The organism is Paenibacillus sp. PastM-3, assembly GCF_029893965.1.
Lineage (GTDB): Bacteria > Bacillota > Bacilli > Paenibacillales > Paenibacillaceae > Paenibacillus_AQ.
This window is the reverse complement of sequence record NZ_JARXXP010000023.1, coordinates 1-22,130: the sequence shown is the minus strand read 5'-3', so window position 1 is coordinate 22,130 and position 22,130 is coordinate 1. Positions and strand designations below refer to the sequence as shown.

General features: G+C 54.1%; 21 protein-coding genes, 1 tRNA gene and 1 other annotated feature. Of the genes, 14 read left to right on the top strand and 8 right to left on the bottom strand.

Features of this window, described 5'->3' with window-relative positions; translation table 11 throughout:
• The first annotated feature begins 22 nt into the window (after positions 1-22).
• Both M2108_RS24320 and M2108_RS24315 read left to right on the top strand, forming a co-directional pair.
• Positions 23-757 carry a class I SAM-dependent methyltransferase gene (locus tag M2108_RS24320; protein ID WP_277471983.1) on the top strand — a complete coding sequence of 245 codons (735 nt, stop codon included), beginning with the start codon at positions 23-25 and terminating at the stop codon, positions 755-757.
• Positions 758-799: 42 nt separating this feature from the next.
• Positions 800-1,801 carry an MBL fold metallo-hydrolase gene (locus M2108_RS24315; RefSeq protein WP_277471982.1) on the top strand — a complete coding sequence of 334 codons (1,002 nt, stop codon included), beginning with the start codon at positions 800-802 and terminating at the stop codon, positions 1,799-1,801.
• A gap of 693 nt (positions 1,802-2,494) precedes the next feature.
• Here the strand turns inward: M2108_RS24315 and M2108_RS24310 are convergent.
• The 3 genes from M2108_RS24310 to M2108_RS24300 form a co-directional block, all read right to left on the bottom strand.
• On the bottom strand, positions 2,495-2,824 hold the full coding sequence (locus M2108_RS24310; RefSeq protein ID WP_277471981.1) for an HIT domain-containing protein: 330 nt from the start codon (positions 2,822-2,824) through the stop codon (positions 2,495-2,497).
• Between the two features lie 250 nt (positions 2,825-3,074).
• On the bottom strand, positions 3,075-3,749 hold the full coding sequence (locus M2108_RS24305; RefSeq protein ID WP_277471980.1) for a Type 1 glutamine amidotransferase-like domain-containing protein: 675 nt from the start codon (positions 3,747-3,749) through the stop codon (positions 3,075-3,077).
• 351 nt (positions 3,750-4,100) lie between these two features.
• Entirely contained in the window at positions 4,101-4,697 is a 597-nt protein-coding gene (locus M2108_RS24300) for a phosphatidylglycerophosphatase A family protein (RefSeq protein WP_277471978.1), read from the bottom strand.
• A 380-nt stretch (positions 4,698-5,077) separates the two neighbouring features.
• Here M2108_RS24300 and M2108_RS24295 point away from each other — a divergent pair, with 380 nt between their 5' ends.
• From M2108_RS24295 to M2108_RS24260, 8 genes are all read left to right on the top strand, one after another.
• Positions 5,078-6,193 (top strand): GerMN domain-containing protein, encoded by a 1,116-nt coding sequence (locus M2108_RS24295; RefSeq protein WP_277471977.1) that lies wholly within the window; start codon positions 5,078-5,080, stop codon positions 6,191-6,193.
• A gap of 178 nt (positions 6,194-6,371) precedes the next feature.
• Positions 6,372-7,133: a ribonuclease PH gene (rph, locus tag M2108_RS24290; RefSeq protein ID WP_068723360.1), complete on the top strand. Its 762-nt coding sequence runs from the start codon at positions 6,372-6,374 to the stop codon at positions 7,131-7,133.
• Between the two features lies 1 nt (position 7,134).
• Positions 7,135-7,776, top strand: a complete 642-nt coding sequence (locus M2108_RS24285) for an XTP/dITP diphosphatase (protein WP_277471976.1) — start codon at positions 7,135-7,137, stop codon at positions 7,774-7,776.
• Positions 7,777-8,354: 578 nt separating this feature from the next.
• The gene (locus tag M2108_RS24280; RefSeq protein WP_277471975.1) at positions 8,355-10,310 is read left to right on the top strand and encodes a glycosyl hydrolase family 18 protein; all 1,956 of its coding nucleotides are present in this window, start codon (positions 8,355-8,357) and stop codon (positions 10,308-10,310) included.
• A 232-nt stretch (positions 10,311-10,542) separates the two neighbouring features.
• Positions 10,543-10,977 (top strand): NfeD family protein, encoded by a 435-nt coding sequence (locus M2108_RS24275; RefSeq protein ID WP_277471973.1) that lies wholly within the window; start codon positions 10,543-10,545, stop codon positions 10,975-10,977.
• Complete coding sequence (locus tag M2108_RS24270; RefSeq protein WP_090714863.1) at positions 10,977-11,915, top strand: SPFH domain-containing protein; 939 nt, start codon at positions 10,977-10,979, stop codon at positions 11,913-11,915. The genes M2108_RS24275 and M2108_RS24270 overlap by 1 nt, the downstream gene beginning before the upstream one ends.
• Before the next feature lie 107 nt (positions 11,916-12,022).
• A complete protein-coding gene (locus M2108_RS24265) occupies positions 12,023-12,478 on the top strand; it encodes a cupin domain-containing protein (protein ID WP_221803112.1) in 456 nt (151 codons plus the stop codon).
• 216 nt (positions 12,479-12,694) lie between these two features.
• Positions 12,695-13,531, top strand: coding sequence for an aldo/keto reductase (locus M2108_RS24260; protein WP_277471972.1), 837 nt, complete (start codon positions 12,695-12,697; stop codon positions 13,529-13,531).
• 297 nt (positions 13,532-13,828) lie between these two features.
• Here M2108_RS24260 and M2108_RS24255 read toward each other — a convergent pair whose 3' ends face one another.
• Both M2108_RS24255 and asnB read right to left on the bottom strand, forming a co-directional pair.
• Positions 13,829-14,656, bottom strand: a complete 828-nt coding sequence (locus M2108_RS24255; RefSeq protein WP_277471971.1) for a CPBP family intramembrane glutamic endopeptidase — start codon at positions 14,654-14,656, stop codon at positions 13,829-13,831.
• A gap of 85 nt (positions 14,657-14,741) precedes the next feature.
• Positions 14,742-16,586: an asparagine synthase (glutamine-hydrolyzing) gene (gene asnB / locus M2108_RS24250; protein ID WP_277471970.1), complete on the bottom strand. Its 1,845-nt coding sequence runs from the start codon at positions 16,584-16,586 to the stop codon at positions 14,742-14,744.
• Positions 16,587-16,769: 183 nt separating this feature from the next.
• Here asnB and M2108_RS24245 point away from each other — a divergent pair, with 183 nt between their 5' ends.
• Both M2108_RS24245 and M2108_RS24240 read left to right on the top strand, forming a co-directional pair.
• Positions 16,770-17,138, top strand: coding sequence for a hypothetical protein (locus M2108_RS24245; protein ID WP_277471969.1), 369 nt, complete (start codon positions 16,770-16,772; stop codon positions 17,136-17,138).
• A 189-nt stretch (positions 17,139-17,327) separates the two neighbouring features.
• Positions 17,328-17,401 (top strand) — tRNA-Arg (locus M2108_RS24240).
• Positions 17,402-17,553: 152 nt separating this feature from the next.
• On the opposite strand, the gene M2108_RS24235 is transcribed toward M2108_RS24240, so the two are convergent.
• From M2108_RS24235 to M2108_RS24225, 3 genes are all read right to left on the bottom strand, one after another.
• Positions 17,554-19,566, bottom strand: coding sequence for an arginine--tRNA ligase (locus M2108_RS24235; protein ID WP_277471968.1), 2,013 nt, complete (start codon positions 19,564-19,566; stop codon positions 17,554-17,556).
• An 83-nt stretch (positions 19,567-19,649) separates the two neighbouring features.
• Positions 19,650-19,872: a binding site (T-box leader), on the bottom strand.
• 80 nt (positions 19,873-19,952) lie between these two features.
• On the bottom strand, positions 19,953-20,078 hold the full coding sequence (locus M2108_RS24230) for a hypothetical protein (RefSeq protein ID WP_277471967.1): 126 nt from the start codon (positions 20,076-20,078) through the stop codon (positions 19,953-19,955).
• Positions 20,079-20,111: 33 nt separating this feature from the next.
• A complete protein-coding gene (locus tag M2108_RS24225) occupies positions 20,112-20,417 on the bottom strand; it encodes a hypothetical protein (protein ID WP_277547399.1) in 306 nt (101 codons plus the stop codon).
• Positions 20,418-20,685: 268 nt separating this feature from the next.
• Between M2108_RS24225 and M2108_RS24220 the strand changes: the two genes are divergently transcribed.
• Positions 20,686-20,820 (top strand): hypothetical protein, encoded by a 135-nt coding sequence (locus tag M2108_RS24220; protein WP_277471965.1) that lies wholly within the window; start codon positions 20,686-20,688, stop codon positions 20,818-20,820.
• Positions 20,821-21,029: 209 nt separating this feature from the next.
• Positions 21,030-21,791 (top strand): exosporium glycoprotein BclB-related protein, encoded by a 762-nt coding sequence (locus tag M2108_RS24215; RefSeq protein ID WP_346780599.1) that lies wholly within the window; start codon positions 21,030-21,032, stop codon positions 21,789-21,791.
• Positions 21,792-22,130: the final 339 nt, after the last annotated feature.

The window sequence follows — 22,130 nt, the reverse complement described above, 5'->3', positions numbered from 1 at the left end:
AGGCGTGGGGAGGAGAAGCAGGATGAGTGAATGGTATGAAAAAAGCTTTGGCGAGGACTATTTAATTGTGTACCGGCACAGGGATTTCTGCGGGGCCCGGCATGAGGTGGAGAAGATGATCGGCTGGCTCGGGCTCCCGGAGCGGGCAAAGGTGCTGGATCTGTGCTGCGGTATGGGCCGTCATTCCCTGGCGCTCGCGGAAGCGGGTTTTGCGGTAACTGGCGTTGACCTGTCTGAAGTCCTGCTGCGTGAAGCCCGTGCCCAGGATGGCGCGGAAGCGGTGAGCTGGCTGCGTTCCGATATGCGGGAGCTGCCGCTTGACGGCGGATTTGATGCGGTGGTGAATCTGTTTACTTCCTTTGGGTATTTTGAGGATGACGAAGAGCAGGTGAAGGTGCTGCGCGAGATATACCGGATGCTGAAGCCGGGCGGCAAATTTATAATCGACTTCCTGAATCCGGCCTATGTCATTGCACATCTGGTGCCACATTCCACCCGGAAGGACGGGGATAATCTGATTGATGAATCCCGGCGGATTGAAGACGGTTATGTCAAAAAAGAGATCATCCTCACCTCCAAGGGGAATGATACACCGCGCAAATACCATGAGCGGGTGAAGCTCTACCCGCTGGAGACGTTCAAGCAGCTGATTGCCGCCGCCGGCCTGCAGCTTGAAGCCGTTCACGGCAGCTATGATGAAGAGGAATACGATGAGGAGCATTCCAAACGGATGATCTTCGTTGGTGTGCGTCCTTAGATGGTTTCAGGCAGAAGACTTCCTAGAGGCGGTGACGGCATCATGCGTAAGGCGGAAATAAAAGCCTGGGAGGACGGTATCCTGCAGGTGAGCGTGCCGATGGACCCGCCGCTGCGCTGGGTCAACAGCTATATTGCGGCTGAGCCGGGGGGCGGCATCACAGTCATTGACCCCGGCCCGCACACGGCGGAGGCAGAGCTTGCCTGGCAGGGCGTGCTGGATGAGCTGGATCTCTCCTGGGATCATGTCCGGCAGATCGTAGTGACCCATCACCATCCCGACCATTACGGGCTGTCGGGCTGGATGCAGGCCCGCAGCGGCAGTAAGGTCTGGATGTCGGAGCGGGCCCACGCCGAGGCCCGTATGTCCTGGGGCGCGGAGGCGACGCTGAACGGGTCGCTGCCGCTGCTGTTCCTCCGGCACGGCATGCCGGAGGAGCTGGTCCAGGGGGTCAGGGAGCATCTGGAGAGCTTCCTGACCCAGGTCACTCCGCAGGCGGAGGTCAGCTATATCGACGCTGCGGTGCCACTCCTGCTGGGCGGCCGGGAGTGGACGCCCGTGCTGACCGGCGGGCATGCGCCGGGCCATGTGTCTTTGTATGAGGCCGGCAGCGGGCTCATGTTCTGCGGCGATGCTGTCCTGCCGCAGATCTCGCCCAATGTCGGCCTGCAGCCCGGCAGCGATCCGCAGCCGCTGCAGACGTTTTTGGAGGGGCTGCGTGTGCTGCGCAGCCTGCCTGTGCGCCGTGCGTTCCCGGGGCACCGGGAACCGTTCACGGCGTGGGCGGAGCGGGCGGACAGCCTGCTCCGGCACCATGAGGAGCGGCTGGACACCGCCGCTCAGCTGCTGGCCGGCGGACCGCAGAGCGGGTTCGCCGTGTGCGAAGCGCTGTTCCGCGGCCGCGTGAACAGCGCACATCAGCTGCGCTTCGCCATGAGCGAAGCGCTCGCGCACCTGGCGGAGCTGGTGCGCCGCGGCCGGGCGGCTACGCTCACGGCAGAGCCGGCCGGGCCGCTGCTGTTCGCGGCGGCAGGCGGGCAGTGATTATGCCGGCTGGCTAAGGGTACGGGCGGCCCAGCCGGGCTTGCCCTATGCCCGGCGCCTCGCCTGGCAGCGCGAGCAGTGCGGGCGCAGCCCCGGGCACAGCGGCGCGTGCAGTGCAGGTGCAGCGCCAGGTGAAGCGGCGCAGCTGAAACAGCCAGATCACGAACAACCTGGCGGGAAATTCCCGCTGGTTCGTGATCTGGCTGTCTTGTTTGGCGACAAACGGCAACTTAGCTGCACTTTGTGCACTTATTATGGCTAGAATTTGTTCAATTTCAGCTATAGCTGTATTCTGTGCAACTAAAAGTGAAGGATAAGGCCAAATAGGCTAAAAAGTGGATTTTTAAGTGTACCGAATACAACTATATCTGGATAATGGCCTTTTTTGGTTCTTTTGGTTGTACAAACTGCAGTTAAAGTATGTATAAGTTCCGGAAAGTGAGCTTGACTCGAACTTCAATATAGGTAATCAGCCTTTACTCTGAGTCCATCTGTAATAAACTCAAGAGATCATCGAAGATTCCAGGTGTCGTGAATACGACCTCTTCACCATAGAGTTCATTAGGGATGTCATCGGGCACCACTTGCACTTGGCAACTCAATGCTCAAGCCTCACGTGCAATCAAGCCTGCTGCGGCTACGTCCCACGGAGCAAAACTTTCCGTATGCGCATCTAAAGCAAGACAAATACGATTAGCGTAAAGGTTCGCCGAAGGTTATATGGAAATGAAGATGTTTTGAGTCTTGGTACTTCCCCAAATTAGTCGACACCCTGCAAGCTCCATACTCAGACTGCACATCCGATGCAACCTTTTTAATAACATCCATCAACTCAATTAAGAGCTCATTGTCGCTTTGTTCCAGTGTAAGAAGAGATGAGATATGCTTCTTTGGAATTGTAACAATGTGAACGGGATAAAAAGGGCGAGTGTGATGATATGCAAGAACGTTATCAGTTTCAAAGACTTTCTGAACATCAGTACGACCACTTAGTACCTCATCGCAATAAAAATCCTCAGTCAATAATATCCCTCCAGTATATAGTTTCCAAAATAGGAATTCGTTATATATTGTCAGTATCCTGCCCATGTGTAAACTCATGGGCAATCACGTTTTCGTCAAAACCCCCGGGTTCGATAACCATGTTGGTATTCTACGTATAAGCAGTTCCGCTTGTTCAATCTCCTTGATTTCTGGTTCAACGTACACGTTATGAGCAATTTGTTCATATTGGAAAAGCTGATGAATACAGCGTTTGTCTGCTTCGCATAAATCAAATTTTGGATGTAAAATGTCTCCAATTCCCTTCAGAAACAATCTCCACTGCCCCGTCGGTCACTTTGATGGCGGTCTGATCATCGATCGCATAGGACGGTCCCCGCATTCCGGCAGCCCATTGCTCAGCGGCAGCCATGGTATTGTCGGGCAGCAGTTCGTGGTCCAGGTGGGGGAATATTGCAAAATCAACCAGCCCCAGCGCTTCATCACCGCCCGCAGGCGGAGTCCAGCTGGTGAAGTATTCCCCGATGTTAGGTGCCATCACCATACTCCCTGCGCTCATGCCCACATAAACAGCCTGCAGCGCCGGCAAAAGCTCCGCCAGTCCGGACTGCCGCATCCAGTGGTTCAGGTAGAGGGCATCGCCGCCCGCCACCAGCAGGACGTCCGTCTCCTGAACCAGCGGCACCCAGCGGTTCCTACTGATGCTTGGCAGTGCAGTCAGCTCCAGCACGCCCACAGACTTCCAGCCCAGTTCAACCATAGGGTTCCCGGATTTCCCGCTGATGAACTCCCAGGCATTGATGCCGGGACCGACCCAGGGGTGTCCGTACATTGCGGTGGGAATGCACAAAGCGTTGCAGCCGGCTATCGGCTTGTCGAGCATGTCTACCAGGGCATTGTGGATGCTTTTGTTATTAACGCCCGCAGAGGTTAGCAATAATCTCATAACTTCACACTCCTTGGTGGCTGTATAGATACTAGAGTACGATCGTCTGTTGAGTGGGGCAGCTTAAGCTGCTGTAACTCCGGCCATTGCACCTGTAATATTTTTTTGGTGGGGGCTGGGTGATTCATAATTTTTTCAGTACCCATTGTGTTCGATAAAAGCCTGGAACTTTCCTGCTAATAAGCATAGTGAAGGCAGCCAATGTTATGACCGGCTGCCTCATTTGTTGTGAAGCTATAGTTCTCGTCAGATAAGCGCTAAGGATATCGTTATTTATTTGATCCTATCGTGCGGTTGCCCTGCCTTTGGGACCCTATAGCCAGCAGCGCCCGGATATAGAAGCAGCAGAGACTACTCCAATTGGTCCTCGGCTGCAGATTTTCTGGCGGCTTCTTCCACATCCTCCGGCGCGTGCGGGAGTCCAAGCTCCTGCTCGCGTTCTGCCTGTTTGCGATGGGCGATACGGCTGCTGGCCGCTGCAGCGATTGCGCCGACAATATCATCCAGGTAAGTATGTACCTGGCCCGTGCTTTTATCATTCAGCCGCTCAAGAACTCCGGGCTTCAGCTTATCTACGTAACCGTAATTGGTGAACCCGATGCTGCCATATACGTTCACAATGGAGAAGGCCAGAATTTCATCTACGCCGTACAGGCCTTCATCATTTTCGATCATATCCTGAAGGGGGGTGAACAGCTTGCCTTCCTCTGCCAGCACATCCAGCTGGATTCCTGTGAGCACGGCGTTCTGCACCTCGCGTTTACTGAGCACCATTTCGACGTTGTGGACACATTCCTCCATAGTTAGCGTAGGATAGTACTTCTGCTGCAAAAACATAACAAGCTCAGCAATTTCATTCACTGTTACGCCGCGTTCCTGCATCCAGTGTCTGGTTGCTTCTGCAACTGCTTTACTGTTAAGGCTGTAAGGACCTTTAATTTTATTCATGATAGTCACCTCATTGTAGGAGTAGGCTGGACTCAGCCTTATAACTTTATTACCTCAGCAGCGGACAACGGACGCATCTTAGTGTTATTGCCAACAAGGTAAGTACACAGGATTCCTTAAACTTGTCTACTGAGGGAGCTTGCCCGCCCGCCGGGGCCGAAATCAAAGGCAAAAATGCCTTTGATTTACTCAATTGCTCTTCACTCAAGTCAGCATCTACTCTTAACCAAGCCACGAGTCCGACCGCATCCGCAACCAGTCCCGCTGCTGCCCCCGTGCGTTGTCCAAATTTAAGGATAAGCCGTTGTTATTTTTTGCGGAGAGGGCTCGTATACATAGCAGTACAAACTGATCCTAGTAGTTGAAAGGGGCAATGATTAATGAAACATATGACAAAAGTCCGCGGTCTGTCTGCGGCTTGCCTGCTCACGGTTCCGATTCTGCTGTCCGGCTGCGGCCTATTCGGCTCGGAGTCGGCAGCGGTTGATCCGCCGCCGGAGGAGATCGAAGCGCAGATGCTGGAGATCAGCGGCAACACCACGCTAGATACAGGAGTGTTCGGACCGGTGGCAGAGGATACAGGAGCTGCAGCGGGCACAAGGCAGCAAGAAGCTATCGCTCCCGGAGAGCGGACCACAGTCTACCTTCAGGACAGCAACGGTCTCCTGGCCCCGGTAGCGCTGAAGCTTCCGGAGGGAGACAGTAACGCAATGCTGAAGGACTCGCTCACCGCACTGGTCAGCCAGGGAGCCTATGCTTCCACTGTACCGGAAGGCTTCAGCGGCATACTGCCCGCCGGAACCGAAGTGCAGAATGTCTCTATAGACAAGAACAAAATTGCTGTGGTTGAGTTCAACTCTGTATTTAACGAATACAAGCCGGCTGATGAACGGACGATTCTTGAAGCCATTACCTGGACTCTGACCGGACAGGAAGGCATTGAGGGCGTACAGCTGTGGGTGGACGGCAAAAAGCTGACCGAAATGCCGCTCCAAGGCACACCTTTGGACCACCCGCTGTCCCGTTCCTTTGGGATCAATCTGCCGCGTAACGGACCGGTGCTGATGAACTCTACTGCAGTCACTGTTTATTTTTCCGCAGCAACGCCTGACGGCACTCAACAGTATTATGTTCCGGTTACGCGCTTTGTACCCGCCGGAGAGGACCGGGTAAAGGCAGCACTGAACGAGCTGATTGCCGGTCCGGAATCGGCAGACGGCCTGGAGATGGTGATGACCGGAGGAACCGCAATCGACTCGGTGGAGGCCGGCCAGAACGGCGTAGTGACCGTATCGCTGACCGATGATATGTTTGAAGATGCACAGAATGTTCCGGCGGAAATGCTGGAATCCGTAGTGCTTACTGTAGCGCAAAATGCGGATGATGCTCCGGTGCAGATCCGCCTGAACGGCCAGGAGACGGTCACCGGAACGAATAATGTCAACTATGGGCAGCCCGTGTCCGCACCGGAGTATGTGAACGCGCTGGCGCTGTAAAAGATTTTGACCGGGGCAAAAGATGCTTTTGTGCTTTCTCTTTGGTAGAATAAAGTTTGCTAAGCAAAAGACGGATAATGCCCTCCCGGGTGTTATCCGTTTCGCGCGCAAAGTCCAGAAATTGACTCCGCTTGGCGGACGCGTTAACTTTAGCTACTCAAGATGCAGGAGGCAGACTATGACAAGATCAAACGGGCGTAACAGCGACCAGCTCCGGCCGCTTACGATTACAACCCAAACTAATAAATATGCAGAGGGCTCTGTACTGATTGAAATGGGCGACACAAAGGTTATTGTGACGGCTACAGTAGACGAGAAGGTTCCGCCGTTTCTGAAGGGACAGGGCAAGGGCTGGGTAACCGCCGAATATTCGATGCTGCCCCGGGCAACCCAGACACGCAACCAGCGTGAAGCCGCACGCGGCAAGCTGACCGGACGGACGATGGAGATCCAGCGGCTGATCGGGCGTGCGCTTCGCTCTGTAGTAAATTTGCAGGCGCTCGGCGAGCGCAGCATTACGCTGGACTGCGACGTCATCCAGGCAGACGGCGGTACGCGGACAGCTTCGATTACGGGAGCTTTTGTGGCAATGGCCTTTGCCATTAACAAAATCGCCCTCCAGCACAAACTGGCCGTATTCCCGATTACAGACTATCTGGCGGCTATCAGTGTCGGTGTTGTCGGGGACAAGGCACTGCTGGACCTGAACTATGAAGAAGATTCCAAGGCGAAGGTCGATATGAATGTAGTGATGACCGGAGGCGGCGCTTTTGTGGAGCTGCAGGGTACCGGTGAAGAGCGTCCGTTCACCCGCCAGGAGCTGGATGAGCTGCTGGGTCTCGGGGAGAAAGGCATCTATGAACTGATCGCTGTGCAAAAGGAAGTGCTTGGCCCGATTGCGCTCAAAATTCCTTCCGGCCAGCCCGGCCAAGAGGTGTAGCATGAGTAACAGCGGCGGCATCCTGATTGTTGCGACGAAGAACAAAGGCAAGGTGCGCGAGTTCCAGCATGCTTTTGCACCGCTCGGCCTGACTGTCAAGAGCATGTTCGACTACCCGGAGCTGCCGGATGTAGTGGAGGACGGCATCACCTTTGCCGAGAATGCGCTCAAAAAATCAAAGGCAGTCGGCGAGGCCCTCGGCCTGCCCGTTCTGGCCGATGATTCCGGCCTGTGCGTCGATGTGCTGGACGGCAAGCCTGGAGTATACTCCGCCCGTTATGCCGGCGAGGGGGCACAGGATCAGGAGAACAATCTCAAGCTGCTGAGTGAGCTGGAGCGGATGAAGCAGGGCGAGGACACCGGCCAGCCACTGCTCAGCACGGCCCGTTTTGTCTGTGCGTTATCACTTTATGATCCGGCGGACGGATCAGAGCTGACTGCAGAGGGGACAGTGGAGGGCTGGATTACCTCAGAGCCTGCGGGCGCCGGGGGATTCGGGTATGATCCGCTTTTTTATCTTCCGGAGTATGAGAAGACGATGGCGGAGCTGACGCTTGAAGAGAAGCAGAAGATCAGCCACCGCGGAACGGCGCTCCGCCTGCTGACGGATAAGCTGGCCGCGAAGCAGGGCAATAACGGGTAGGTTTCGCATACGATGGATACGCAAGGAAGACTCTGTTCGCCAAATAGGCGGGCAGGGTCTTTTTTGCTTTTTTATAAAGTGCTTTTCCTCCAAAAATAAACTCCAATTGCAATACTAAGCAGTGGCTGTTTTTGAGCATAAGATGATTTTATCCCCTCATTACAGAAATTTCCCCCTGGCGGATCGGGCTGTGATGCCTGAAAATTAGAATTACCTTCATCTCTTAATGATGTCAGAAATATCCAAGTATCTGCTGCTTAACCTCCCCACCATTCCCCTACCTGACACCTTTTATCCCAACAACATTTTCATGAGCCCTCAGATTCATAGCTTTACAGGCAAAGGAACAGCCCGAAGGGCAGCTTTGTGCGTGCGTTTTTCCATTACCAATCTATTAACAGACAGCCGTAACATTGCTAGAAACGCAGAGTGAGGGTGAATCCAGAACCGGGAAGCGGGGTGAGTGCTGGGCTTAACCGGGCTTGCAGACGGATAACCGCTGAGGTCCGAATACGGCCGCTGATTCTTTGCTGGTGAAAGGCATTGCTGTGAGACTATACCGGGGAGGTAACACTTGCATGCTGAACAAGAAATCGCGGAAGACGGTTGCGCTGGGGCTGGCGGCTGCTTTGTTTATTACACTGTTTGCCGCGCTCGGCGGCAGCGTCAAAACGGCAAATGCCGAAGGCAATAATTATAAGATAGTCGGTTATTATGCGTCCTGGGCTGCTTACGGTCGGGCTTTTAATGTAGCAGATATCGATGCCACCAAAATGAATGTAATCAACTACGCGTTTGCCGACATCTGCTGGAACGGGGTGCACGGCAATCCGGACCCGACCGGGCCAAATCCGGTCACCTGGACCTGTCAAAACGAGCAGGGTCAGGCCATCAGTGTGCCGAACGGTACCATTGTGCTAGGTGATCCGTGGATTGATGCCCAGAAAAGCTTCGGGGATGACAAATGGGATGACCCGATCAAAGGCAATCTGAAGCAGCTGTGGAAGCTCAAGGAGAAAAATCCCAACCTGAAGACCATGATCTCTGTCGGCGGCTGGACCTGGTCGAACCGCTTCTCGGATGTGGCGGCAACAGCAGCTACCCGTGAGGTGTTCGCCAATTCGGCTGTTGATTTCATCCGTAAATACAAGATGGACGGCGTCGATCTGGACTGGGAATATCCGGTGAGCGGAGGTTTGGCCGGCAACAGCTACCGTCCTGAGGATAAACAGAATTATGTGCTGCTGCTGCAAAAAATACGCGAAAAGCTGAACGCGGCCGGTACCGCCGACGGTAAAACCTACCTGCTGACCATCGCCTCCGGCGCCAGCCCGGCTTACGTCCAGAACAATAACCTGAGCGGGATCGCAGCGGTCGTAGACTGGATCAACATTATGACCTACGATTTCAACGGAAGCTGGAATACGACGACCGGACATAATGCCCCGCTGTATTATGATCCTGCCACCGCATCCACCGGACTGACTGAGCCGGCAAATTATAATATCGACAAGGCGGTTACCAACTATCTGGGGGCAGGAGTTCCCGCAAGTAAGCTGGTGCTGGGAATGCCGTTCTACGGCCGCGGCTGGGGCGGAGCACCGGCTGCGGGCAACGGGCAGTACCAGGTATCCGCCGGTATTTCCTCAACAGGCACCTGGGAAAAGGGCAATTATGACTTCTATGATCTTGAAGCCAATTATATCAATAAAAACGGCTACACCCGTTATTGGAACAATACCGCCAAGGTGCCTTACCTGTATAATCCGTCGACCCAGACCTATATCAGCTACGATGATGCAGAATCCATTGGCTACAAAATAAGCTACCTGAAGTCTAAGGGACTGGCCGGAGCCATGTTCTGGGAGACAAGCGGCGACCGCAACCGGACACTGCAGACCAAGCTCAGTGCCGAGCTTGGGGGCGGAGTGATTCCGACGCCGACGCCAACTGCGACAGTGCCGCCGACACCTGCGCCAACCGCCACACCTACAGCAACGCCGAAACCAAGCACAACGCCAGCTCCGACCGCTACAGCAACTCCGGCGCCAACTGCCACACCGAAACCAAGTGCTACTCCGGCGCCAACCGCCACGGTAGCGCCGACGCCTACAGCAACACCGGGTCAATGTACCGCGCCTGCCTGGACTTCAACCGGTATATACACGCAGGGCCAGCAGGTTTCCTATGGCGGCTACGTCTACGAAGCCAAGTGGTGGACCCAGGGTGACCGTCCGGATCTGAGCGGCGCTTATGGCGCGTGGAAGGTCATCGGTGTCTGCGGCAATACGCCAGCAACGCCAACGCCTGCACCGACAGCCTCGGCTACTCCTGTGCCAACGGTCTTGCCAACGCCGACTGTTACTCCTTCTGCTACGGCTACTCCCGGTGCCAATGCTTGGGCAGCAGGCATCGCTTATAAGGCAGGGGATACGGTGTCCTATAATGGACAGTTGTATATCTGCCAGCAGGCTCACACCTCGCTTGCCGGCTGGGAACCGGCCACTACGCCTGCCCTCTGGAAGCTGAAGTAACAGCAGCTTAAGCGGCAGTATCAATAGCCTGCGGAGAAGAACAGCTTCTCTGCAGGCTTTTTGGCATGGGCGTCAAGTGCTGTCAGGATGGGGAAAAGATTTATTCATAACCTCCCACCCATTGAAATATACTAAAAATGCCTGTTTTTGTCCCGGTCAGGGAAAATGATGCAACGCACTGCCGTTTTATTCGTTTATAAGTAGTATATAGCGGAAGGTGGTGAGGTCACCTATGGTTGCATGGGTGCTATGGTTAGTCGCGGCCGGTGTTCTGCTTGTGATTGAAATGTTTACGCTTACTTTTTATTTATTCTGGCTTACTATCGGGGCTGTGGCAGCGCTGCTCGTATCGCTTGTCTGGCCTGAGGCGGTTCTGCTGCAGGTGCTGGCCGGTGCGGTGGTAACGGTTCTGCTGACTGTGTTCTCGAAGCCGCTGGTTGCCCGGTTCAGGCACTCACGCGGTTTCAAGGATATGGGTACCGAAATTATCGGGCGTCAGGGGATTGTGGCGGAGCCGGTGGAGCCGGGGCGTTACGGGCAGGTTAAGGTCGGCGGTGATACCTGGAGTGCAGTATCCGGCCAGGTGCTGGCCAAAGATGAGTTAGTCAGAGTCATCCGCAGAAGCTCCACAATTATCGAAGTAGAACGATGGGAGGGTTTTAGCTGATGGATTCATGGATCATTATCGGGATTATTGTTGCAGTCGTTGTTGTATTTGTCGCACTGACGATCAAAATCGTTCCCCAGCAGCGTGTCGGCGTTGTCGAACGGCTCGGGAAATTCAACCGTCTGCTTACGCCGGGGCTGAACATTCTGATCCCGGTCATTGATCAGGTGCGGACGTATCATGATCTGCGGATTCAGCAGGCCAATGTGCCCCCGCAGACCGTAATTACGAAGGATAACGTGCAGGTGCAGATTGATACGATTATCTTCTACCAGGTGGTCGGCCCGGAACAGGCAACTTACGGCATTTCCGATTATGTCTACGGGGTACGCAATATCTCCACGGCAACGATGCGGCAGATTATCGGGAAGCTGGAGCTGGATGAAACCCTGTCCGGCCGTGAAAAAATCTCTGCCGATATCCGTCTGGCCCTGGATGAAGCGACCGAGAAATGGGGCGTGCGGATCGAGCGCGTCGAGGTTATTGATATCAAGCCGCCGCTCGATATCCAGGAAGCGATGGATAAGCAGATGAAGGCGGAACGCAGCAAGCGTGCGATTGTGCTTGAGGCGGAAGCTGCCAAGCAGGATATGATCCTGCGCGCGGAAGGCGACAAGCAGAGTAAGATCCTCAAGGCTGAAGGGGATAAGGAAGCGCGGATCCGTCAGGCGGAAGGCCTGCGGCAGGCGCAGGAGCTCGAAGCGCTTGGTCAGGCCAAGGCTATTCAGGCTGTAGCCGAAGCCGAGAAGGCACGGATTCAGCTGATCAGCACTGCAGGGCTGGATGAACGGGTGCTGGCCTATCAGTCCTTTGATGCGCTGACCGAAATCTCCAAGGGGCCGGCCAACAAGGTGTTCCTGCCGAGCAGCACCGTTGAGGCGCTGGGCTCACTCGGTGCGATCGCCGAGGTGTTCAAGGCGGGCAAAGACGGCAAGTAAGCAGCGGCGGCAGGTTTTACAATTGCGGCACATTCCGTTAAAGTAAAAGCAAACCTAAATCTAAGTGGTTGCTTATTTATGCGGCGATACTTTAAGGAGAAGATACTGTGACGCAAAAAGAAATATCCCCGCTGGTAGCAGCGCTGGGCCTGGAGCCCCACGTTGAAGGCGGATGGTACAAGAGACTCTGGAACTCATCCTTTGAAATCCCCCAGGAAACACTCGGCAGCAACTATTCGGGAGCGAGAGCCTCGGCTTCCTCGATTTACTTCCTGCTTCATCCTGGTGAAACCTCGGAGTGGCACACGGTGCTGTCCGATGAAATCTGGCTGTGGCACTCCGGCAGTCCGATTGTCCTGAGCCTGGGCGGCAGCGGCGAGCAGCCGGAGAATGTAACGGAGGTCGTACTCGGCGCCGATGTATTGGCCGGGCAGCAGCCTCAGGTCGTTATTCCGGCAGGCGTCTGGCAGGCGGCACGGAACCTCGGCGATGAGCCGGTGCTGGTCTCCTGCATCGTATCCCCGGAATTCAGCTTTGATGATTTCAAGCTGATCGAGAAATAATTAAGAAGCGTCTGCTGCGGTTGCGGCGGACGCTTTTTTTTGGTTGTGCTGTTACTGCCGGCCACACTGTAAGCGGCAGGTTTCTGAACACTCCGGGACTGCACTTTTGGTAGCGCTACCGCAATCTGTTATAATCTTGTTGAATCCGGCTGATTACTCAGCCATTTTTGAGGTTATAGAAGCTTGATCACACCAATAGAGCTTGGAGGGGTAACAATGAGCGAATTAAATGGACCATTTTCCGGCGGACCTACGCTGAATGACGGAGCAACCATGCCGTGGCTGGGCCTTGGCGTATGGCAGACCAAGGACGGCGAAGAAGTCATCCGTGCGGTGAAAACGGCGGTTGAAACGGGATACCGCAGCATTGACACGGCTGCCGGATACAATAATGAAGAAGGCGTCGGACAAGCGATCCGCGAATGCGGGGTGCCGCGGGACGAGCTGTTCATCACGACCAAGGTGCGTAACCCTGACCAGGGGTATGAATCGACGCTAAAGGCTTTTGAGGTAAGCCGCAAGAAGCTTGGGCTGGATGTCATCGACCTGTACCTGATCCACTGGCCGGTAGCCGGCAAGTACCGGGATACCTGGAAGGCGCTGATCCACCTGCAGAAGGAGGGGCTTGTCAAATCCATCGGCGTCAGCAACTTCCAGGTGCATCATCTGCAGGATATCATTGACGATACCGGCGTGGTTCCTGCCGTTAACCAGATTGAATTCCATCCGCTGCTGACCCAGCGTGAGGTGCTGAAATTCGCCAAAGCGCATGATATTCAGGTGGAGGCCTGGAGCCCGCTGATGCAGGGCAACCTGGACATTCCGCTCCTGAAGGAAATTGCGGAAAGACACGGCAAGACAGTCGCACAGATTGTCCTGCGCTGGGATCTGCAGCAGGGTGTCATTACAATTCCCAAGTCGGTGCATGCCGAGCGGATTGTAGAGAATGCCGGCTTCTTCGACTTCACTTTAAGTGACGACGATGTCAAGGCAATTGAGGACCTGAACCAGAATCACCGCTTCGGACCGGATCCGGATAACTTCAATTTCTAAGAGGGTTGAGGTAAATTTAGGAAGAGGATAAATGATGATATAGAGCGCAGGATAAAGAAGAATAGAGGGGCAGCCAAAGCGAAGAGCAGGCCGCATGTACAGGAACGTACGCGGCTTGCTCTATTTGTGCTTCACCTTAAGTTGCCGGGGGATGCTGCTAATAAAGGGGCGCGCTGTGCTTGTGGCAAACAAGAAGAGGCCCTGAGTCTGCTGGATGCCTTGACGCGCAGCCCGAAACGGCAAAATGAAGGGCAAAAATGCCCTTGAATTCGCCCGCGGTGCCCGCATGGCCGAGGCCTAAACGCCGCCCGGTGGACGATGGCGTCTGCCCAGTATCCGCATCAGCAAAATGCCGTGGAGGATAACGAGCATGCTGCATACCATAGCCATAACCTCTGCCGCCTGGTCGCTGGCAGTCAGCAGATCGAAGATGCCGTGCCAGACGATAACGGGAATAATACTCCAGCGGCTCCCGGCACAGATCCAGGCCAGCACTACAGAGCCGTATGCCAGGCTGATCGCCCAGCCGATTACCCCGGGGCCCATGCCGAGATAGCTTTCATTGAACCAGAAGGCCGGCAGATGCCAAGCCATCCAGATCAGGGCCACCAGCAAGGCAGAAGTATTCAGAGAATACCGCTTATGCAGAGCCGGGAGCAGATATCCGCGCCAGCCGCTCTCTTCACCGATCCCGAAGGTCACCATCCATACCAGTGAGGTAGTCCAGAGATTGAACTGCGTCGGAAGGTCCGAGGTCAGGCCGAAGCTGTGCAGATCAGGCGCTTTTCCCGTGACCAGGGTGTGAACCAGTACAGCTGCAACTCCATAAGCCAAAGGCAATCCGGCGGACAGCACCAGCCACTTTTTGGGAAAAGAAAAGGCAAAGGCTGTTTTAAACCACTCGGTAAAGCTGTCTCCTCCAGGCAGGATAAGGCAGCAGAGCGTTCCGAGCAGCGGGCCGAAGGAACCCAGGTAGAATTGCCCGGGAAGCACAGGAAGGCCGGCTGCAAACTGCTTGTTGAGCAGCAGCGGCAGCCAGCACAGCCAGGTGAAGCCAAGGGATACGATAAGGAAGGGAACCAGTTTGGCTGAAGACCATACGGACGGTTTTGCAGAGGCCGGCATCAGGGTTAATCCCCCCTTGACTAAGATATGTTTATCTATAGTTGTAGAGGTTTTAGGCCCGCCCTGCTATGGGAATGATCACGGCTTAGCCGATGGATACATTATACTTCTGCAGCCAGAGATTCACCTGGGCGAGATAGGCAAACAGCTGCGGGCCGGACATCAGCTGGCCGAACCAGGGCAGGTTACTGGAGGATTCCGGTGATGCGGCGATCTCGCGGATTTTGGCCGGATCGATCAGTGGCAGGATTGGAGCAGAGTGATCGTCCAGAATATTCAGCATCTGTGTACGTACGGCGTTCAGATAGGCAGGATTATGGGTTTTGGGGTAGGGGCTTTTTTTACGGTAGAGCACATCATCCGGCAGCACACCCTCCAGCGCTTTGCGGAGAATGCCTTTTTCCCGGTTGCCGACAGTTTTGATCTCCCAGGGAATGTTGAACACGTACTGCACCAGCCGGTGATCGCAATAGGGAACGCGTACCTCGAGCCCGACACCCATGCTCATCCGGTCCTTGCGGTCCAGCAGCGTAGGCATAAACCGGGTGATATTGAGGTAGGACATTACTCGCATCTGCGCCTGTTTGCCGGTTTCACCGTCAAGCCTCGGAACTTCAGCCACGGCGTCACTGTATCGGTCGCCTAAATATTCCAGCGGACGTATCCATTCGCGGACTTCGGGCGACAATAGACCTGCACGCATTTTGGGGGCTACCGACCACGGGAAGGTTCCTGAGGAAAGAGCCTCTTCACGGTGAAACCAGGGGTATCCGCCAAAAATTTCGTCCGCCGCTTCGCCGGAAATGGCAACCGTCGCATTCTTTTTAATCTCCCGGCAAAATAAATACAGTGACGAATCCACATCGGTCATCCCCGGCAGGTCACGCGAGTAGAGGGCGTTATCCAGCGCTGCCACCAGCTCAGGTGTATCAAAAGTGACATAATGGTGATTGGTCTTCAGCTCATCCACCATCCGCTTAATCCACGGGCCGTCTGCGCCGGGCTGGAAGGAATGGCTTTTGAAATGCTTGTCGTTATCAACATAATCGACCGAGTAGGTGTCTACCTGTCCCTGGCCGCTGCGGTTGTAATAATTCACGGCGAGTGCGGTCAGGGCACTGGAGTCGAGCCCTCCGGACAGCAGGGAGCAGACTGGAACGTCTGAGACGAGCTGGCGTTCAAGCGTATCCTGCAGCAATTCACGCACTCTGGCGGCAGTTTCATCGATCGTATCAGTGTGGGTATAGCTCTCCAATTCCCAGTAAGCATACTTGCGGATGCCGCTGCGGCTATAAATCATGGCATGACCCGGGCGAAGCTCGAATATATCTTTGTATACACCCTGTCCCGGAGTGCGGGCCGGACCGACGATGAAAATCTCCGCGAGTCCTTCCGGTCCGACCTTCGGCTGAACCTTGGGATGCTGCAGCAGCGCTTTGGGCTCGGAGCCAAAGACAAACACATCGTCCACATGGCTGTAGAACAGCGGTTTTACGCCAAGCCGGTCACGGGCCAGAAACAGATGCTCGCGCACGCTGTCCCAGACGGCAAAAGCAAAAATCCCGTTCAGCTTCCCGGTGCAGTCCGGCCCCCACTCCATGTAGGCGTGCAGCAGAACCTCAGTATCACACTGGGTCAGAAAATGGTGTCCGCGCTGTTTGAGTTCTGTTTTGAGCTCACCTGCATTATAAAGCTCGCCGTTATAAACAAGCGCATAGACATTCTCGTCCTGGCGGGCGATCATCGGCTGTGCGCCGTTCTCAGGATCAATAACGCTAAGTCTGCGGTGTCCGAGGGCACAAGGGCCTGAAATCCACGTTCCGGCGGCATCCGGTCCGCGGTTGGATAAGGTTTCAGTCATTTTTACGAGCAGCTGCGAGTGCTGGGTAAGGTCACCGCGCCACTCGATAAAACCGGTTATTCCGCACATGGTGTTCATCCTCTCTTTGTGCGATGCTACTGCTCCGGAAGCGGGGCTCCCTTGAAAAGCAGGTGTAATCACTTGTTTCTTTTTTGCCAAGTAATACAGATATATGCCGATTGAAGGGATAAAATGTATGTCCTTATCCGAACACTAGGGTAGTGGAAAATTTGCCAGGAGGGATGATGACAAGTGTATTACATTAAAGACGCTAAGATCCGCAGAATGACTGAATATGACGGTGCTCCATGTGCCGAGGTTGGCGTATTGCCGGGAGCTGTAGGAGATTCCGCGCTTTTAGTGTATATTGTGGAAGACCAGCATGAGGAAGGCTACGAAATTGTACGCATCCTGACGAATGATGCAGACACCCAAACCGACTGGTTTGATAATAATATGCACAATGCCTTCGAGGACGTGACAGTCAGCGCGTTCACCGGAAGTCCTGTCATGAGCCCCGAGGATGAACGCTCCAAATTCCAGCGTGAGCTGCTGATCTTCGGCCATCTGAAAAAGCAGCTGGGTGAGCATTTCCGGCAAGTGTCGCTGAAGCGGCGCTGATGATCTGATGCTGTAATGCGGCCACTGCTCCGGCGGCGGATGGAGGGAGTGTGTGCGGTGAACAGCGCCGTGGCACCCGCTGCCGGGGGCAGAATATTTTTTTGGCGTGCAGCCTTGAAAAAATATTTCAATGCGTTATAATAGATAACGTTGCGTTAATACATAGTATATAAAATCTACACTTCATATGTCCCGGTAGCTCAGCTGGATAGAGCATGCGCCTTCTAAGCGCACGGTCGGGGGTTCGAATCCCTTCCGGGACGTAACACAAGAAACAGCCTTCCTTCGGGAGGCTGTTTCTGCGTTCCGGGGAGATGAGAACCCCAAGCTGTGGGACGTTGGAGCATCGGCATCGTTAGCGCCCGTTTCGCAACGGCGGGAGCGGGGGAAGTTATAACAACAGTAATTCCGGCGGCTACATCCGTTCCGGCTGCGGCAATCCGAGTACCTCCAGCACTTCGCCGAGTGTGTCCCGGAATCTTAACGTGAGCCAGAGACGGAAGGCCACGGATTCAATCTCGCCTTTCAGAATCGGACAGGCCGAGTAAAAATTGTTGAACAGCGACGCCAGCGTATGCGCGTAGTTGCAGATTGTATTCGGCGTCAGCTGAACGCTTGCGCTGTAGAGCGTGTCCTGCCAGTTGCTCAGATGCCTCAGCAGAGCGAGCTCAGCTTTTTGCAGTATCGCCGGGAAGACGGGAAGGGCATCCGTTTGCTCCGCTGAAGGGTTAGCTATTTCCGCAGAAGAACTGGTCATCTCCGCATTAAGGTTAGCTATTTCCGCAGAAGAACTGGTCATCTCCGCATTAAGGTTGGCTTTTTCCGCAGAAGGGTAGGTCATCTCCGCATTGAGCTCAGCCTCTGCTGCCGGAGCCCCGGCTTTACTGAGCACACTGCCTGCACGCGCATAGGTGTACATCAGGTACACGCCTGTGTTGCCGGAAATCTCGGTTGCCTGCTTGAAGTCGAAAATAATCTCCGTTCCCAGATTAAACCGCAGCAGATAATAACGGATGGCAGCGGTGGCGATGAGCCGGCTAGGAAGGCCGCTTTTGTCAGAACGGGTAGCGTCAATTGTGTTCTCCATCAGCTGTACCAGCTCGGTAACTTTGATGCCGATGCCCTGGCGGCCGGACATGGCGTAGGATGCTTTGCCCTCGGAGATGTCGATGCCAAGCTCTGCTGCAGAAGCCGGACTGAGTGAAACCACGCCATAGCTTACATGATGAAGCTTACCGGCCTGCTCCGTATATCCCAGTACTTCAAGTGCCTGCTTGACCATCGCCTGCGGATATTCCTGTCTGTAGTCGATCACATTAACCACCCGGTCAGCGCTGCCAAAAGCCAGCCTTTCCCCGCTCAGCCCCGTAGTCCAAAGTCCGGCGTTAAATTCGCTGTAGCTGAAATCCTTATCCAGCAGTCCGAATTTCCAGAGATGGTAGGCGATATCCTTGGCTGTATAGGTTAAAATCCCGTTCGAGCGTACCAGCACCTTATCCTTGTGATGCTCATCGGCATCTGCCCCTGACGGCTCCTCCGCAGCCTGTTTGAGAATCCAGCAGCCCGCCAGCTTGCCCTCTGTTTCCTGCACGAACACCTCTGTCTGCTTCAGCAGCGCAAAAGCCGATGCCCAGAAGCCTTCCTTCAGAATGCTGCTCTCCCAGACCAGCAGGTCATAGCCGATGCCAAAACCCTTCATCTCCGCGACATGCTCCCGCACAATCCGTTCGGCGACAAGGCTGCCCAGCCAGGCGGTATTGCCGTGGCCTTCTTCCAGCGCATGAAGGATATCCGTCCGCTTGTGCACACTCTCCGGATGCAGCGCATATTCTTTGTTCACACCGGCATAAATGTCCCAGCAGTAATCGCCAAAACGGACATGATCACCCGCCAGGGGCACATTCAGCAGCCCGACCACCGTATCTGCCAGCTGATTGCCGAGATCATCCACATAGTTATGCACCTCAACGCTGTACCCGGTTTTCCGCAAAATACGCACCAGTGCATCCCCGATACAGGAGTTTCTCAGATGGCCAATATGCATGGACTTATTTGGATTGACACTGGTATGCTCGATGATCACTTTTTCCCCTGCGGCCCCCGGCAGTTCAAAGCTGCGTCCGGCCCACTCCTGCCAGTCGATATATAGATTAATGAAGCCTGGCGCGGCAATATCGATTTTGCGAAAAAGTCCGTTTAAACCGCCTGATTGACTTATTTCTGTTGTTATCAGCTCTGCGATAGCCATAGGTGCCTTATGCAGTACTTTGGCCAGCTGCATGGCAATATTACTGGAATAGTCCCCGAAATCGGGATTGGCAGGCTGCTCGAGGACAACAGAGGGAAGCTCCGTAACTGCTGCACCCAGAGCTGTGAACACCTGCCGGACGCTTTGCTCCAGGCTGTTTTTGATAAGTTGGCTTAACATGAATTTGACCTCCTATATTGGCAGAGTGGCTTCAGCATCGATGAAGGGTAACCTTTTTGCATAAGAAAAAGCCCTCATCTCCTAAAAGAGACGAAGGCTTGATTAGCGCTCGCGGTACCACTCTCGTTGCTGAACCATGGGTTCAGCCACTCACAAGTTAACGGTCTTCAGCCGGGGCTTCCTACTGTTCGTTCAGAAGTCCATCTCCCGGGTGCGCTTCATGCATTGGCTCTGTACCGGTTTCCACCATTCCCGGCTCGCTGAGACTAGGGTCCAACACACTACTGTCCCGTTCATCGATTTCGTATGATTTTTTTCAAGTATAGCGAATTTCCGGAAGAAAGCAAGAGGCGGGAGGGAGAACGGCTGGTTTTTTAGGAAAAAGTTTAATCCGAGGCAGGTGCTGCGGTGAGGGTTTTAATGTCTGTGGAGCCGTAGATCAGCAGTGCAATCACAATGACGAGCAAAAGCCCGCCGGCGAATTCCTCCCCGTCAAAATCTGCTTTTCCCATTAGCGAAGTTCCCCCCTTACCTGGCAGTATTCCTTATGTGTTATCCGCTTTTTGTTTCAGGGCGGTCATGATTTCGTTCAAAGTCAGGCTGCTGTTATCGTCCAGAAAGCTGACCAGCTTATCCACGTTATTCTGGCTTAGATTACTTAATGTTTTATATTTGCCGACCAGGCCGACCACCAGGGATGCATCAGTAAACATCTGAATCGAATCCACCCTAAGCTTGCCGGTCAGCAAAAGCGCTGCAACCGCGAACTCGAGACCCTTCGGGCTTTGGGCTTTTGGGTTTGCCGGCTGTTTCTTGACACTAGTCTTTTTTCCTTTGCCAGGAGGGGCCATAGGTCTCCCTTCTTCCATCTCGATCGTTCAGTAAAGCAGCAGCACGAAAGGCATTCTCTCCATGGAACAGCGTATGCGGATTTGAAGATTTTGGTGAATGCAGCCTGTACAGGAATATTAATATATTGTGCGGTTCATTAGAAGGGCCGCTAGAATCAAAGGTTAATTTCATTGATGGGAGAAATGGAAGGTAGGAATACAACAGGATGGCGATATTATCAGCTGGACCGATCGAAAATAATCCTGTGTCCGGGAGTATTTTGCAGATATGGATGGCTATGAGTTTGTCTTTACAACCGGAGAGATTATGGAGGCTGATCTGGGCATTTCCGTGTGGGGCAAGCAGGCTGGCAGTCAACTGGTGGAAGCCCACTGTGAAGTCTCTCATGAAGTCATGGATTAATTACAAATTTCATAGAAAAGAAGAGCTGCGCAGATGAGTTTATTATCTACCGGACCGATTGAAAATAATATGGTTGCCGGCACAAGACCACTACTCAAGTAACGCTCCGTGTAGATAACCGCAGCAGCAGTACGGCATCTACCGTATCTGTTCAGGGTTTTTACCTGTTTGGTGGTGTTAGAAACCTGTATGTCAGCGAGGCTCTGAATGTGGGTCCCAACCTGGTGATAACGACTACCTACTATGCGGATTTGGATGGTTTTGAATTCTTGTTCATTACGCCTACGAGTCCGCCGGATGACCCCATCCAAAGCTCTTTATGGGGGAAAGACAGTACAGGTCAACTCGTAACCGCCCACCGTCTTATTTCAGCTGAGCTGCTGGACGAGGTGATCGGGGTCACTGGTGCGACCGGGGTGACGGGAGCGGCGGGGTTAGCTGGAGCGACCGGGGTGACGGGAGTGACTGGATTGGCGGGAGCGACCGGGGTTACGGGAGCGACTGGGTTGGCGGGAGCGACCGGGGTGACGGGAGTGACGGGAACGATCATTCCGTATGCATCGGGTCTTCCGGCTGCACTGACCACTGTACTGGGAGGTCTACTTAATACATCCAGCTTGGTCGGTTTTGGCAACAGTGCTACTGGAGTTACCATCACTGGCGGTGTCATTGACCTCACAGGTGCTGCAGTTACGCTGCTCAACTTTGCCTTCTCCGTGCCGCGTACGGGTACAATTACTTCATTGGCCGCATACTTTAGCACCACGGCTTCAGTGGCTCAGGTAGGCTCTACAGTAACTATAACAGCTCAATTATTCCGTTCGACAACGCCTAACAATACGTTTACCGCTGTACCGGATGCACTGGTTACCTTAGCGCCGCCACTGACTGGTGTCGTCGCTATAGGCACCATTAGCAGCGGGCTTACCTCCGGGCTCAGTATCCCGGTTACCGCAGCGAACGGCTGCTGATGGTCTTCTCGGCCGGTGTTACAGCAGGCCTTGACGTAGCTACTACCGTGGCAGGATACGCAAGTGTCGGTCAGACCATCGTCTAGTTACAGGTTTCTTTAGCTAACAATATAATAATAAAGAGGGACTTCTCCAGCTTCCGGCTGGAAAGTCCCTCTTTTTATGCGAAGTCAGGCTTAACTCAGCCATCCAAGCCAGTACACTTGCAAAGAATCTAACATCAGATCAATCAGAGAAAACCAGAAGTAGTTCATTACCCTTCTACCTAAAAAGGCCGCACGAATTCTACCCCAGCTACAACCAATTTTTAAAATGGATTTGGAATCGCTTATTCACTTA